This is a genomic window from Neptunomonas qingdaonensis, from assembly GCF_900113275.1.
In the GTDB taxonomy this organism is placed as follows: domain Bacteria; phylum Pseudomonadota; class Gammaproteobacteria; order Pseudomonadales; family Balneatricaceae; genus Neptunomonas; species Neptunomonas qingdaonensis.
Map to the genome: position 1 here is coordinate 360572 of NZ_FOOU01000002.1, position 14050 is coordinate 374621.

15 protein-coding genes are annotated in these 14050 nt (G+C 45.0%); 1 reads left to right on the forward strand and 14 read right to left on the reverse strand.

Translation table 11 applies throughout. The features are described from left to right. Nucleotides 1-5: 5 nt before the first annotated feature. From rnhB to rpsB, 14 genes are all read right to left on the reverse strand, one after another. A complete protein-coding gene (gene rnhB, locus BM099_RS04580) occupies nt 6-614 on the reverse strand; it encodes a ribonuclease HII (protein ID WP_232348862.1) in 609 nt (202 codons plus the stop codon). Next, nucleotides 599-1768 (reverse strand): lipid-A-disaccharide synthase, encoded by a 1170-nt coding sequence (gene lpxB, locus BM099_RS04585; RefSeq protein ID WP_090725030.1) that lies wholly within the window; start codon nt 1766-1768, stop codon nt 599-601. The genes rnhB and lpxB overlap by 16 nt, the downstream gene beginning before the upstream one ends. Nucleotides 1769-1788: 20 nt before the next feature. Further along, nucleotides 1789-2559 carry an acyl-ACP--UDP-N-acetylglucosamine O-acyltransferase gene (gene lpxA, locus BM099_RS04590; protein WP_090725033.1) on the reverse strand — a complete coding sequence of 257 codons (771 nt, stop codon included), beginning with the start codon at nt 2557-2559 and terminating at the stop codon, nt 1789-1791. Between the two features lie 3 nt (nt 2560-2562). Continuing rightward, on the reverse strand, nt 2563-2997 hold the full coding sequence (fabZ, locus tag BM099_RS04595) for a 3-hydroxyacyl-ACP dehydratase FabZ (protein ID WP_198064065.1): 435 nt from the start codon (nt 2995-2997) through the stop codon (nt 2563-2565). An 8-nt stretch (nt 2998-3005) separates the two neighbouring features. Then, entirely contained in the window at nt 3006-4055 is a 1050-nt protein-coding gene (gene lpxD / locus BM099_RS04600) for a UDP-3-O-(3-hydroxymyristoyl)glucosamine N-acyltransferase (RefSeq protein ID WP_090725036.1), read from the reverse strand. 2 nt (nt 4056-4057) lie between these two features. Then, a complete protein-coding gene (locus tag BM099_RS04605; protein ID WP_090725037.1) occupies nt 4058-4552 on the reverse strand; it encodes an OmpH/Skp family outer membrane protein in 495 nt (164 codons plus the stop codon). A 28-nt stretch (nt 4553-4580) separates the two neighbouring features. Next, entirely contained in the window at nt 4581-6905 is a 2325-nt protein-coding gene (gene bamA / locus BM099_RS04610) for an outer membrane protein assembly factor BamA (RefSeq protein WP_090725039.1), read from the reverse strand. 32 nt (nt 6906-6937) lie between these two features. Then, nucleotides 6938-8293 carry a sigma E protease regulator RseP gene (rseP, locus tag BM099_RS04615; RefSeq protein ID WP_090725041.1) on the reverse strand — a complete coding sequence of 452 codons (1356 nt, stop codon included), beginning with the start codon at nt 8291-8293 and terminating at the stop codon, nt 6938-6940. Nucleotides 8294-8300: 7 nt separating this feature from the next. Beyond that, on the reverse strand, nt 8301-9113 hold the full coding sequence (locus tag BM099_RS04620; protein ID WP_090725043.1) for a phosphatidate cytidylyltransferase: 813 nt from the start codon (nt 9111-9113) through the stop codon (nt 8301-8303). Beyond that, a complete protein-coding gene (uppS, locus tag BM099_RS04625) occupies nt 9106-9870 on the reverse strand; it encodes a polyprenyl diphosphate synthase (RefSeq protein ID WP_090725045.1) in 765 nt (254 codons plus the stop codon). Before uppS ends, BM099_RS04620 begins: the two co-directional genes overlap by 8 nt. A 45-nt stretch (nt 9871-9915) precedes the next feature. Further along, nucleotides 9916-10473, reverse strand: coding sequence for a ribosome recycling factor (frr, locus tag BM099_RS04630; RefSeq protein WP_090725049.1), 558 nt, complete (start codon nt 10471-10473; stop codon nt 9916-9918). Then, complete coding sequence (gene pyrH, locus BM099_RS04635; protein ID WP_090725051.1) at nt 10463-11221, reverse strand: UMP kinase; 759 nt, start codon at nt 11219-11221, stop codon at nt 10463-10465. Before pyrH ends, frr begins: the two co-directional genes overlap by 11 nt. 87 nt (nt 11222-11308) lie before the next feature. Next, complete coding sequence (tsf, locus tag BM099_RS04640; protein WP_090725053.1) at nt 11309-12172, reverse strand: translation elongation factor Ts; 864 nt, start codon at nt 12170-12172, stop codon at nt 11309-11311. Nucleotides 12173-12278: 106 nt separating this feature from the next. Further along, nucleotides 12279-13010, reverse strand: a complete 732-nt coding sequence (gene rpsB, locus BM099_RS04645) for a 30S ribosomal protein S2 (protein WP_090725054.1) — start codon at nt 13008-13010, stop codon at nt 12279-12281. Between the two features lie 269 nt (nt 13011-13279). On the opposite strand from rpsB, the gene map reads away from it, so the two are divergent. Next, nucleotides 13280-14050: a type I methionyl aminopeptidase gene (map, locus tag BM099_RS04650; RefSeq protein ID WP_090725057.1), complete on the forward strand. Its 771-nt coding sequence runs from the start codon at nt 13280-13282 to the stop codon at nt 14048-14050.

Consider the following 14050-nt stretch of genomic DNA (forward strand, 5'->3'; position numbering starts at 1 on the left):
TCCCGTTATCTCACTGATGTTTCAAGTAGCTGTGCCACTGGTCGAAAGGATTTTCTATATTCAGGAAGAGGCCCATATTTTTTCAAAGCACTCATATGCTGAGCTGTCGGATAGCCTTTATGCTTGTTAAAAGCATATTCCGGATATTGTTCGTGCAGCAGATACATTTCACGATCGCGCACCACTTTCGCCAAAATAGAGGCCGCACTAATAGCTGCCACTTTGGCATCGCCTTTGACAATAGCTTCTGAAGGATAGGGAAGGTCCGGGCATCGATTGCCATCAATCACAACATAATCAGGATTAACATTCAGAGACATGACTGCTCTTTTCATTGCCAGCATACTGGCGTGCAAAATATTTATTTGGTCGATTTCTACAGGTGATGCCGATGCGACGGCCCAGCATAAAGCCTTCTCCATAATCTCGTCATATAAGGCTTCACGTTTTTTTTCAGAAAGTTTTTTTGAGTCCGCCAAACCAAGGATCTGATTATCCGGATGTAAAATAACCGCGGCGGCTACTACATTACCCACCAGAGGCCCCCGGCCTGCTTCGTCAACACCGGCCACACGAGCATACTGAGAAAAATCCAGCATTAAGGACGACTGCATGTTATCACTCCTTTTTGCTTTAACAGTGAGATAACCGCATCTGCTGCCCTTTCATCGGCATCCAGCTGGATGGTTTTATTAATTTCAGAAAAGCGCACATTTAAGTGTGACTGATAAGCCGTATCCTCAAGCGCTTTTTCCATTTCACTTGCCAGCCTTTGCGGCGTCACATCGTTTTGTAGTATCTCTGGCACCAACTTCTCCCCCGCAAGAATATTAGGTAATGATACATATGGGGTTTTTATCATGCGTGAATAGATAGCATAGGTTAATGGCGACATTTTATAAGCGACTACCATCGGCTTTCTCAATAGTGTCGCTTCCAGTGTTGCCGTGCCTGATGCGATTAAAATAGCATCGGCTGCCGCCATGGTTTCTCTGGATTGGTTGAGTAACAATCTGACATTCAAATCAGGAAACTTCTCATCCAAAAGCTGTTGCAACCAAACGCGGCGCTTAAGGTTTGCTGCTGGTAAAAGAAAGGTCATATCAGGAAATTTTTGTCGCAATAACTCAGCAGCCCCTAAAAATGGTTCCGCTAAATATTTTAACTCACTTGATCTGCTACCTGGCAATATCGCAACAACCTTGCCCTCACCCGACAGGTTCAAGTTACTACGAGCATCCAGCAACTGATGATCGCGTGCTATCAGATCCGCTAAGGGATGGCCAACACAAACAACATACTGTTGTGTCGGTTGATAGTACTGAGCTTCAAATGGGAACAGTGATAACAGCAGATCTGCTGACTCTTTGATTTTGTATATACGCTTCGCTTTCCAGGCCCATACGGAAGGACTGACATAATGGACCGTCGCAATACCTGCCGACTTCAAGCGCTGCTCTAGAGTAAGATTAAAGTCCGGTGCATCAATACCAATAAAAATATCAGGCGGGTTAGCAATAAGAGCAAGACGAAGCTTCTTCCTGATCGAGAGAAGCTCGGGCAGACGTCCCAGCACCTCAACCAGCCCCATGACAGAAAGCTTATCCATAGGAACATCAGAGACGAAGCCCTCAGCACACATCAAATCACCACCGATACCGTAAAAAACGCTATCCGGATAATGCCTTTTGATTGCCTGAATCAGACCCGCTCCAAGAATATCGCCCGAGGCCTCACCTGCTACCATCGCAATTCGTAGCTTGGTCACTATAGCCTCCTGATAGCCTGCTAGCGAATAACTCCCCGGGATGAGGATTGTAGAGAATAAATTAATGGAAGTATTTCGGCAGTATCTAATGCCATCTCGGAGAGTCGCTGCAAGGCTTGATCTACCGTCAGTTTTTGGCGGTAAATTATTTTATAGGCCTGCTTAATCTGCCTAACCATTTCAGGTGTAAAGCCACGTCTCTTTAGTCCTTCAGCATTGATCCCATGGGGCTGAGCCGGATTTCCCGTGGCCATCACATAATCAGGTACATCTTTTAATACAACAGTACCGGCACCACACATAACGTGAGAACCGATACGACAGAATTGATGAACCGCAGTAAAACCACCCAGTATAGTATGACTGCCAAGATTTACGTGCCCGGCAATAGCTGAATTATTCGCCATGATGACATGATCCCCGACGATACAATCGTGGGCAACATGCGCATATGCCATAAAAAGATTATGACTACCGATTTTAGTCAGGGAGTTATCCTGAACGGTACCCCGGTGAATGGTACAGCCTTCACGAAATACATTTGAGTCACCTACTTCAAGGTAGGTCAGCTCACCTGCATACTTTTTATCCTGACAGTCTTCGCCAATTGATGAAAACTGAAAAATACGATTATCAGAGCCAATGCTTGTTGCCCCCTTAATAACCACATGCGAGGCAATGCTTGTTCCTTCGCCGATAATGACATCAGGCCCAATATAAGACCAGGGACCTACTTCAACGTTATCTGCGAGTATAGCTTTAGGATCAATAATTGCTCGTGGATCTATCACTTTTCACACCTTTCGATCAGCACATAGGATAGTAGCTGAACTAACGATATCACCATCAACCGTTGCTTTCACCGCAAATTTCCAAATTCCACGTTTTTCAGACAGAATAGTTGCCTCTAGTTTAAGCTGATCTCCAGGCACTACCGGACGCTTGAAACGCAATTTATCGGAGCCGACGAAATAATAGATTGAACCGTCCTGCGGTGTTTTATTCATGGTTTTAAAGCCCAGAATACCGGCAGCCTGAGCCATCGCTTCAATAATGAGTACGCCGGGCATCACGGGATGCTCAGGAAAGTGCCCATTAAAGTAAGGTTCATTCACAGTCACATTTTTTAGTGCGACGATGGACTCACCCGGCACGAGTTCAAGCACTCTATCAACCAATAAAAACGGGTAGCGATGAGGGAGGTACTCCCTTATTTCTTTAACATCCATTATCTGTTTTAACCTTCACTAGAAAAATTTTTAACTTGCTGTTCTAACGTGGTAATACGCTTCGCCATCTGATTCAATTGCTTAAAACGAACGACATTTTTTTTCCAATCACGATGTAGTTCCTGCCCCGTTCCTGAAGACAACACCTGCCCAGGCTCAGTAACGGACTTGCTAATCAGGGTCATCGCTGTAACGTGAGTATTATCGGCAATTGTTAAATGCCCTACTATGCCGCTTAAACCGGCGATAGTACAACGGCTGCCAATTCTAGTGCTTCCAGCGATTGCCGTACAGCCCGCAATGGCGGTTTGTTCACCAATCACCACATTGTGTGCTATCTGTATCTGATTATCGAGCTTCACACCATCATGTATATAGGTATGGTCCAATGCACCCCGATCTATCGTTGTTCCCGCACCAATCTCAACATCCCGTCCAATGCGTACACCGCCAAGTTGATGTATTTTAACCCAGCCCTCTTTCGCTGGGGCAAATCCAAATCCATCGCCCCCCAAAATCACACTTGAATGAATCAGACAGCCTTCACCAATCTGTACATTGTCATACAACACAACACCTGCCTCCAGGCGGGTATTTCTGGCGATAACACAGTTATTTCCAATCACCGAATTGGCGCCGATATACACACCGGACTCAACCACTACGTTATCACCAATGACAACGCCTGGACTAATATAAACATCCGTACTGATTGAGGAGGACATACTAATAGAAGCGGATTGATCTATATAGGGAGAACAAGGAGCGCGCCAATCGAACAGTTTTGTCAGCTGTGCAAACGCCAGATAAGGGTCGCTGACGATGATCGCTGCACAGGGTAGATTTTTGGCATACTCTTCAGCGACTAATACAGCCGTAGCGCGTGTTGTAGCCAAACGAGAAACATACTTTTTATTCGCTAAAAAACTTAACTGGCTTGGTTCAGATGCGTCAAGTGTGTTCAAAGAAGAAACACTCAAGTTGGCATCGCCCAACAACCTCCCACCAACACGGGAGGCTAAATCAGACAATAAATACGTTGGCACAGTATTGGACATTATTACTTATTAAGCTGCTGTATTACGGACTCTGTAATGTCGAAACCTTTAGCCACATAGACTGTCGCTTTTTTGGCAATCACCACATCATAGTTATTATCATCAATGATTTTTTTAATAATTTTATCAAGTTTTGGACGCATATCATTGATGAACTCTTGTTGACGCTCAGCCCCTTTTTGTTGCAAAGCCTGGCCACTGCGCTGATACTCTTCAAACGCTTTCTGGAACTGTAATTGAGCTTGTCTCAACGCATCCTGCGACATTGATGCGCCATTCTGCTGGATCTTCTCGCGCAAGGATTTTGCCTGTTTTTCAAGCTCTAACACCCGCTTCTGCTCACCCTGAAGTTCTTTCTTCAAAGTCTCACGAAAGCCACTCGCCGCATTTGACTTAAGCAAAGCCTCTTCATAGCCTAAAACAGCCACTTTATCGGCCAGAACAACGGGTGCAAATGCAACCGACACGCAAATAGCAATAATCTTTAGTAACTTCATATTGTGTTCCTTAATTTAGAAGCCAATTTTAAAAGCTTTGTCCAAGAGAGAACTGGAATATTTCAGTCTCATCACTGGCTTTTTCATTTAATGCTTGAGCGATTGAGAAAGATAATGGACCCAATGGCGATAACCAGCTGATACCCAAACCTGCAGAGTATCTTAACTCTTCAAACTCAACCCCTTCTGAACAGAGAGAAGCAGCCGATGTTGAACTCAAGCAGTCTGTCGTAAAGACATTTCCGGCATCAACAAAAAAGAGTGATCGCCAGCTACTCTTATTTTCTATAAACGGCAGTGGGAAAATAAGCTCCGCACCACCCACAACCATCATATTGCCGCCAAACGGATCATCATTTGAGTCACGTGGACCCAAGGAATTGTTGCTATAACCTCTGACTGTTCTTAAACCACCGGCAAAGAAATGTTTGAAGAATGGATAGGTATTATCACCATAGCTTTGAGCATAACCAAGACGCCCTTTAAGCCCCAATATCCAACCCGAATCAGCAAAGAATGGCTTATAGTATTTGGCCTGATAAAGTGCTTTATAGTAACTTAAATCACTACCCGGAATAGATACTTCCAGGCTGGCTTGATGAGAATAACCACTCGAAGGAAAAAGTGAACGGTTTAAGTGGTTATTATTCCAGGCAAGCGTACCCTTAAGATTCAGGTATTGATTACCCTCGGTATCGATAAATGACTGTATTTCATCTACCGGTACCTCATCATTAGTATTCACTTCAATATTTTCGATACCCAGCGAAAAGCTCAAACGCTGAAAGTCATCAATCGGATAACCGAATGTTACACCACCGCCGTACTCGTCCAAAGAATAGCTACTGACATCATCTTCTTCAAAGTCGCTTTCCCGATAAAAGACATCAAAACCACGACTGACACCATCAACGGTAAAGTAAGGATCCAGATAGTTAAAACTGGCCTCTTTAGTGGTCGAACTATTTGTCAGATTGAAGCCAACTTTTTTACCCGAACCAAAGAAGTTATCCTGCTGAACACCCAAGTCTAATATAATCCCATCATTTTGCGAAAAACCGATACTCGCTGTAAACTGCCCTGACTGTTGCTCTTCAACCGTATAATTCAGATCAACCTGATCATCTGTGCCAGCCACCCGCGAAGTTTCTAAGTTAACGGAACGAAAGTACCCGGTACGATCCAGTTTTTGCTTAGTTCTTTCGATATTACTGGTAGAAACAATCGCCGCTTCCATCTGTTGCATTTCACGACGCACAACATCATCGGCTGTACGACTATTGCCGCGAACGTTTATGCGTCTCACATAGGTTTGCTTACCGGGATCAACAAAGAACTTAAGCGAGACCGACTTATCCTCTTCATGAACACTCGGTGCCGGATTAATATTGGCGAACATATAGCCTTTATCACCCAGCATTTTTGACATAGCGTCTTGCGCATCAATCATAGCTTTACGCGAAAACACATCGCCTTGTTTAACCGAAATCGCACCTTTCAGAGCTTCCTCTGCGATGACAAGATCTCCGGAAACATCAACATCACGTATGGTATATTGCTCGCCTTCATGAATATTGACGGTAATAAATACATTCTTTTTATCTGGCGTAATTGATACCTGCGTTGAATCTATCGCAAAATTAACATAGCCCCGATCCATATAATGCGAACGCAGGCGCTCTAAATCAGCAGAAAGTTTCTCCCGGGCATAGCGATCATCTTTAGTATAAAACGACCAAAAACTTGGAAGCTTAAGCGAAAATAATTTCTTTAGCTCCTCATCTGAGAAGGTGCTGTTTCCAATAATATTGATATGTTGAATCGACGCTATACTGCCTTCTTTTATATCAATATTCAGTGCCACACGATTTCCAGCCAGCGGCTCCACTGATGTAGAGATAGCCGCGCCATAACGCCCCTGCCCAACATACAGGCGCAATAGATCCTGCTCAATTTGGTCTAATGCAGATCGCTTGAAAACATCCCCTTCACGCAACCCTGATTGTGACAAGCCTTTTAACAGGTCTTCTTTCTTCATCACCTTATTACCGGCCAGCTTAATAAGGCTTATTGAAGGCCGCTCTTTAACCGTCAAGATCAAATAACCGTCTTCTCTGGCGATACTTATATCTTCAAAATAGCCGGATTTGAAAAGCTGCTTAGTCGCCTCAGCCAGATTGGCTTCATTCACCATGTCCCCGGATGCGATGGGGAAATTCCTGAAAACAACACCCGCTTCTACCCGTTGAACACCTTCCAGCCGAATATCCTGCACCTGAAATGGAGCAAAGGCGGCATTTACACTACCGGCCAACAAAACCAAACCAAGTACAAGTCCAAATTTATTCTTCATGAAACCTCTTCCCAGTCAAAAGCCGCTGCTTTTTACAGGCGCATAAAATCATTAACGATGGCCAGTGTCATGAGCGACAAAAGCAAAAACATACCCAACTTAAATCCAATTACCTGTATTTTTTCACTCACCGGCCGACCGGTGATCAGCTCAATACTGTAATAAAGCAAATGCCCACCATCTAGCACAGGGATCGGCAGCAAGTTCAAAACCCCTAAGCTAATACTCAGATAAGCAAGAAAGCTCACAAAAGGTTCAAACCCAGATGCGGCAGAGGCGCCCGCCACTTTAGCAATGGTTATCGGGCCACTCAAGTTTTTTACTGAGATAACACCTTCAATCATTTTCCAGATCGAATCCAGTGTCAAACCCACCATATGAACTGTTTTATTAAACGCAGCACCCACAGCTTCAATAGGCCCGTATTGAATATTGCGCAGCATATGCTCAGGCCATTCAGGCGCTTTTACGCCTGCACCAATAACACCTTGAACAGCACCGTCCTCCAGTACTTTTCGCTCAGGAGTGACGCGCAACACCATAACCGTTGCATTGCGCTCAATGGTCACTTCCAATAGCTGATCTGGAGATTGCTGGATTATATCCACCAATGCCATCCAATTATCAATTCGGGTATCATTAATTTTCTGAATAACATCGCCAACCTGAAGGCCGGCCTGATCGGCAGCTCCATTAGCAACAATCTGTCCTAATACAGGCTTAACTTCAGGCCGGTAAGGGCGAATACCCATGGCCGATAATGGAGATTCTTTTTCAATATCAACATTCCAGTTATCTAATGCCATTGTATACACTTTAGGGCTAGCTGTAGCTGAACTGATCACCGACACAAACAATTGTTTCGATTCACCGATATGTGAAGCAAAACGTAAATTAACTTCATCCCACGAGCGAACAGGATAGCCATCAACCTCGACGATTTCAGCGCCTACAGGCATACCGGCTTTTGCGGCAATAGAGCCCGTTTCTACAGATCCTATCACTGGAACGACCGCACTAACGCCGACAACAAACATCATCCAGTAAGCAAAAACAGCGAAGATCAGGTTCACCAAAGGCCCTGCGGCAACAATGGCTATACGCTGAATGACAGGTTTGTTGTTAAACGCTCTTGACTTCAGATGCTCGGGGACAGTGCCTTCGCGCTCATCCAGCATCTTGACGTAACCACCCAAAGGAATGGCCGAAATAGAGTACTCTGTGCCGTCTTTACCTTTATGCAGCCATAATGATTTACCAAACCCCACGGAAAACCGAAGCACATCAACGCCACAGCGACGGGCTACCCAGAAATGCCCCCACTCGTGAATAGTAACTAATATTCCGAGGGTAACAATGGTAGCCAGAATCGTTTGAATAATTTCCATCTATGATTCACACAATTGGCAGGAAAGTTAAACCGAGATAATACAAAGGTGCTGCCGCCAGAATACTGTCTATGCGATCCAGCACCCCTCCATGACCCGGCAAAATGGTACCGCTATCTTTAACGCCTGCATGCCGCTTCAGTAAGCTTTCAAACAAGTCGCCCATGACTGATACGAGCCCGACGACAAGACTTAATAACATTAAATAGACTACTGAACTAAGCGTGAGTTCATTCCACCAGGAAAAAGCTAAGACCGTCAACCCAACGGCTACCAGACCACCATACATACCTTCACGCGTCTTCCCCGGGCTCACATGCGGCGCGAGCTTAACCCGACCCCAACGCTTTCCAGAAAAATAGGCACCGATGTCAGCAGCCCAAACAATCAGCAGAATCAACAGCAGCCAGGCATTACCCGACTCCAGTGCCTTTAATTCCACCATACTCAGCCAGGCAGCCGATAGTAACAGAACACCGCATAAGGTTCTGACTAAAGACTTTTCCCATAGCCCTGAGGTTGGATACCGACAGATCCAGAAAATTGCCATTAACCAAACAACAACGGCCGGCAACAGAACGAAGTAACCATGGCCTGTTTCGTAAAACCAACTACTTATCCCTATGGCCACAAGAACAAAAAAACAAAATGCTAAACGATGAAGGGATTTTTTTAAGCCAGATAACAGCGCCCATTCCCATGCACCAATTAGAGTAACCAACGCGAAGAAAATAGCAAAACCCATAACCGGCAGCAGAAAAACCCCGCACAAAACTAAAGGCGCAAGTATCGACGCAGTAATTATTCTCTGCTTAAGCACTCGCTTCTGCCTCTACCTGGGCACTGGTTTTACCAAAACGGCGTTCACGGGTACAAAAGTCCCGAATCGCTGTTGCCAATGAGTTTTTATTAAAGTCAGGCCAATAATCATCGACAAAATAGAACTCCGTATATGCCATCTGCCAGACCAGAAAATTGCTGATCCGGTTTTCGCCTCCGGTTCTTATACAAAGATCCGGCTTAGGCTGTTCATGCAGCATCACATAGTGATCAAAAACGGATTCGGTTATATCTTCAGGCGCGCAGCGCCCTTCAACACAGTCTTTCGCCAGACGTTGCGCGGCCTGCACTATGTCCCAGTGCCCACCGTAGTTTGCTGCAACATTCAAGGTCAAAAGAGTATTATCTGCTGTCAGCGCTTCCACTTTTGCTATTTTTTTCTGCAGCGACTCACTAAAACGCGATTTATCTCCAATCACATTTAAGCGGATATTATTTTTATGAAGCTTCTTCGCCTCTCTGTTCAGAGCCAAAGAAAACAACTCCATAAGCCCGCTAACTTCTAGCTCAGGCCGTTTCCAGTTTTCACTACTGAATGCAAAAAGTGTCAGTGATTGTATGCCATATTCAACACACCCTTCGATCACACTACGCACGCTATCCACGCCAGCTTTATGCCCGGCGAGACTAGGTAAACGACGTGCCTTAGCCCAACGATTATTGCCATCCATAATAATCGCTATGTGTTTAGGCAACACTTTATCAATCGGAATATTTAATTTAGCATGTACTGACATATAGAGAGGCAGACAGGCCGGCTCACACCAGCCCTCCTTCTAATTTTAGATTTCCATCAAATCTGCTTCTTTCTTTTCAAGCAGACTATCGATTTCGGCTACATATTTATCGGTCAATTTTTGTATATTATCTTGACCACGGCGCTCTTCATCTTCCGAAATGTCTTTTTCTTTCAATAGTTCTTTCATATCATTATTAGCATCGCGACGAACATTACGCACCGACACTCTTGCTGATTCAGCTTCCTGACGCGCCTGTCGAATATAAACCTTGCGCGTTTCTTCTGTCAGTGCTGGCATCGGAACGCGAATCACACCACCGTTAGATGAAGGATTCAGACCCAGATCAGATTTGTAGATAGCTTTTTCTATATCTGAAACTGTTTGTTTTTCCCAAGGGGAAATCATTAAAGTCCTGGCATCTTCAACGCTAACATTAGCAACTTGCTGAAGTGGGACTGGAGCGCCGTAATACATAACCTGAACAGAGTCCAAAATACTCGGATGCGCCCGCCCTGTCCGAATTTTCTTAAAATGATCTATTACTGACTCAACGCTTTTCTTCATTCGCGCTTCAGTTTCTTTAGCTATCTCATTCAGCATATTGATCTCCTGTTACCTCGCCACATATCAACGTACCCTCATCTCCGCCTCCCAGCAGATTAACAAGAGCACCTGGACGATTCATATTAAACACCCGGACAGGCATATTATGGTCACGGGTTAGGCAAATCGCCGTCAAATCCATTACACCCAGCTGTTTTTCCAGCACCTCATCATAAGACAGACGCAAATAACGCTTGGCTGCAGGGTCTTTCATTGGATCGGCAGTATATACGCCATCAACTTTTGTTGCCTTTAAAACAACATCAGCGTCGATCTCAATCCCTCTCAGGCATGCTGCCGAATCCGTAGTAAAAAAAGGATTCCCGGTACCTGCTGAAAAAATCACCACATCGCCCTGACTCAGATAGCGCATCGCATTGCGGCGATCATAATGATCAACAACACCGCTCATGGGTATAGCAGACATAACTCGTGTCGCTATATTTGACCTTTCGAGCGCATCTCTCAGCGCCAAAGAGTTCATAACAGTAGCAAGCATACCCATATGATCGCCTGTCACCCTATCCAATCCCGCTGCACTTAACGTTGCACCACGAAACAGGTTGCCGCCACCAATAACAATTCCAACCTGAACACCAATACCGACCAACTGACCTATTTCAAGCGCCATACGATTAAGAACTTTAGGGTCGATGCCAAAATTTTCTTCTCCCATCAGGGCTTCACCGCTTAACTTGAGAAGAATACGTTTGTATTTAGCATGTTTGGAATGTACGGCAGGCATTACAGAGTCTCCGCAGAACGAAGTTAAAAGGACTTAAAACGGTGTGCGTACTGTAACACAGCACACACACCTTTCTAACGAACAGAATTATTTATTATTTAACTGAGCAGCCACTTCCGCTGCAAAGTCAAGCTGTTCAACTTCGATACCGTCACCCACTTCCAAACGACAGAAAGAAACAACTTCACCACCAGCAGCCTTAACCATTTCGCCAACGGTTTGCTCAGGATTTTTAACAAACGCCTGCTCAACAAGGCTATTCTCTGCGAGAAATTTATTGATACGACCAACAACCATTTTTTCTGCAATAGCAGCTGGTTTGCTCGCCATATCCGGCTGAGCCAGAATAATTTCTTTCTCTTTGGCTATGACTTCTGCAGGCATATCGCTCTGAGAAACCACTTGCGGGTTAACTGCAGCCACATGCATTGCAACATCTTTAGCGACGTCAGCATTGGCACCTTTAACAGCAACCAGTGTAGCAATACGATTGTTGCTGTGAACATAAGCAGCAACCAATTCGCCTTCCAGAATAGCGATGCGACGAAGACCAATATTTTCACCAATCTTCTGAACCAGCGCTTCACGAGTGGATTCCAGCTCGCCTGCCATCAGCGCAGCGACATCATCACTTTTAGCGGCAAACGCAGCATCAACAACTTTAGAAACAAAACCAAGAAAACCTGCATCACGTGCGGCGAAGTCAGTTTCAGAATTTACTTCGACAATAACACCATAAGAATTATCATCAGCAACGCGCACAGCAACCACACCATCAGCAGCAGTACGGCCCGCTTTTTTAGCGGCTTTCATGCCTGATGATTTACGCATTTCATCAATGGCTGCTTCAACATCGCCGCCGGCTTCAGTTAGTGCTCTTTTGCACTCCATCATACCCAAACCTGTACGATCGCGCAGTTCTTTAACTAACTTAGTCGATACACTTGCCATTCTTATTACCCCTTGATTACGCATTCAATCAAAATCTGAAAAGGGGAGCATAGCTCCCCTTGATACGACTCATGCTGCTGAAAATAGCTTCAACAGCGACAGAAAATTATTCTGCAGCCGCTTCTACCTCAACAAATTCACTTTTATCGCCGCCGGCAACTTCAGTACCGTCGCTGCACGCATCAGCTATAGATTTAACATAGATCTGAATGGCACGAAGAGCATCATCATTACCCGGGATAACGTAATCAATACCATCTGGATTGCTATTAGTATCAACGATACCAATAACAGGAATACCCAGTTTGTTAGCTTCGTTTACCGCAATGCGCTCGTGATCAACATCAACAACGAACAAGGCATCAGGCAGACCGCCCATATCCTTAATACCACCGATAGCGCGATCCAGTTTTTCCATCTCACGCTGACGCATCAACGCTTCTTTTTTAGTCAACTGAGAAAAAGTACCATCAGAAGATGCACCTTCAAGCTCACGCAGACGACGGATAGACTGACGGATAGTTTTGTAGTTCGTCAACATACCACCCAACCAGCGATGGTTTACGAACGGCATACCTACACGCAGCGCTTCTTCTTTAATGATTTTGCTTGCAGCGCGCTTTGTACCCACGAACAAAACTTTATTTTTGTTCTGAGCCAAACCTTCAACCACGTTGATAGCACCGTTTAGTGCTGGCAGTGTGTGTTCCAGGTTGATGATATGAATTTTATTACGCGCACCAAAAATGTATTGAGACATTTTTGGATTCCAGTAACGAGTCTGGTGACCAAAGTGAACGCCTGCTTTCAGCAGTTCGCGCATTGTAACTTGTGCCATGTTTAGCATTTCCTGTTTTAATTGGGTTCAACCTCCACATATCCCAGCATCCAACCGTAAAACGGCACCCGGAAACTGTGACGATATGTGTGTGAGATATTCCTCGCAATGCTGTGTGCATTTCGGGAGCGCGTTTTATACCACAAGATGCGCTCAATTTGAAGGTCGACTTCGCTCAGAGAGGATAATTCGGTACAATCACTGCCATTGTGCTTAACGCCAACACTTAACAACCACCAAGTTTAGGATTCACCCTTCAAAGGAACACTATGTCCATTACTATTAAAACCCCGGAAGAGATAGAAAAAATGCGCATCGCGGGACGACTCGCAGCCGAGGTTCTCGAAATGATCGAACCACACATTAAAGTCGGCGTCACGACCAACCAACTGGATCAAATCTGCCACGATTATATCACTCAGCAACAGCAAGCCATCCCTGCCCCGCTGAATTACCACGGCTTTCCTAAATCTATCTGCACATCAATCAATCAGGTTGTATGTCACGGCATCCCTAATGATAAGCCGCTAAAAGACGGCGACATGATTAACATAGACATTACTGTCATCAAGGACGGTTACCATGGCGACACCAGCAAAATGTTTTTCGCCGGCAAAGCAGCCCCGCATGCCACACGACTGGCAGAAGTGACACTTGAGTGCCTCTATAAGGGCATCGAATTAGTTAAGCCAGGCGCTTTTCTGGGCGATATTGGCCACGTCATTCAAAAGCACGCAGAAGCCAACCATTACACGATTGTCCGGGAATATTGCGGCCACGGTATTGGCAAAGAGTTCCACGAAGACCCACAAGTTCTTCACTACGGCAGACCTGGAACCGGAGTAAAACTCGAAGCGGGTATGATTTTTACGATTGAGCCCATGATCAATGCCGGTAAACGGGATGTAAAACTATCTAAAAAAGATGGCTGGACCGTAGAAACCAAAGACCGTCGCTTATCCGCACAATGGGAACACACTATATTGGTCACTGATTCAGGCCATGAAGTACTGACTCAGCGTTCTGAAGAAAAATTTTAA

Coding starts and splice junctions, on each gene's coding strand:
- rnhB (WP_232348862.1), bottom strand. CDS start 614: ATGCAGTCGTCCTTAATGCTGGATTTTTCTCAGTATGCTCGTGTGGCC.
- fabZ (WP_198064065.1), bottom strand. CDS start 2,997: ATGGATGTTAAAGAAATAAGGGAGTACCTCCCTCATCGCTACCCGTTT.
- lpxD (WP_090725036.1), bottom strand. CDS start 4,055: ATGTCCAATACTGTGCCAACGTATTTATTGTCTGATTTAGCCTCCCGT.
- BM099_RS04605 (WP_090725037.1), bottom strand. CDS start 4,552: ATGAAGTTACTAAAGATTATTGCTATTTGCGTGTCGGTTGCATTTGCA.
- bamA (WP_090725039.1), bottom strand. CDS start 6,905: ATGAAGAATAAATTTGGACTTGTACTTGGTTTGGTTTTGTTGGCCGGT.
- rseP (WP_090725041.1), bottom strand. CDS start 8,293: ATGGAAATTATTCAAACGATTCTGGCTACCATTGTTACCCTCGGAATA.
- uppS (WP_090725045.1), bottom strand. CDS start 9,870: ATGTCAGTACATGCTAAATTAAATATTCCGATTGATAAAGTGTTGCCT.
- frr (WP_090725049.1), bottom strand. CDS start 10,473: ATGCTGAATGAGATAGCTAAAGAAACTGAAGCGCGAATGAAGAAAAGC.
- pyrH (WP_090725051.1), bottom strand. CDS start 11,221: ATGCCTGCCGTACATTCCAAACATGCTAAATACAAACGTATTCTTCTC.
- tsf (WP_090725053.1), bottom strand. CDS start 12,172: ATGGCAAGTGTATCGACTAAGTTAGTTAAAGAACTGCGCGATCGTACA.
- rpsB (WP_090725054.1), bottom strand. CDS start 13,010: ATGGCACAAGTTACAATGCGCGAACTGCTGAAAGCAGGCGTTCACTTT.
- map (WP_090725057.1), top strand. CDS start 13,280: ATGTCCATTACTATTAAAACCCCGGAAGAGATAGAAAAAATGCGCATC.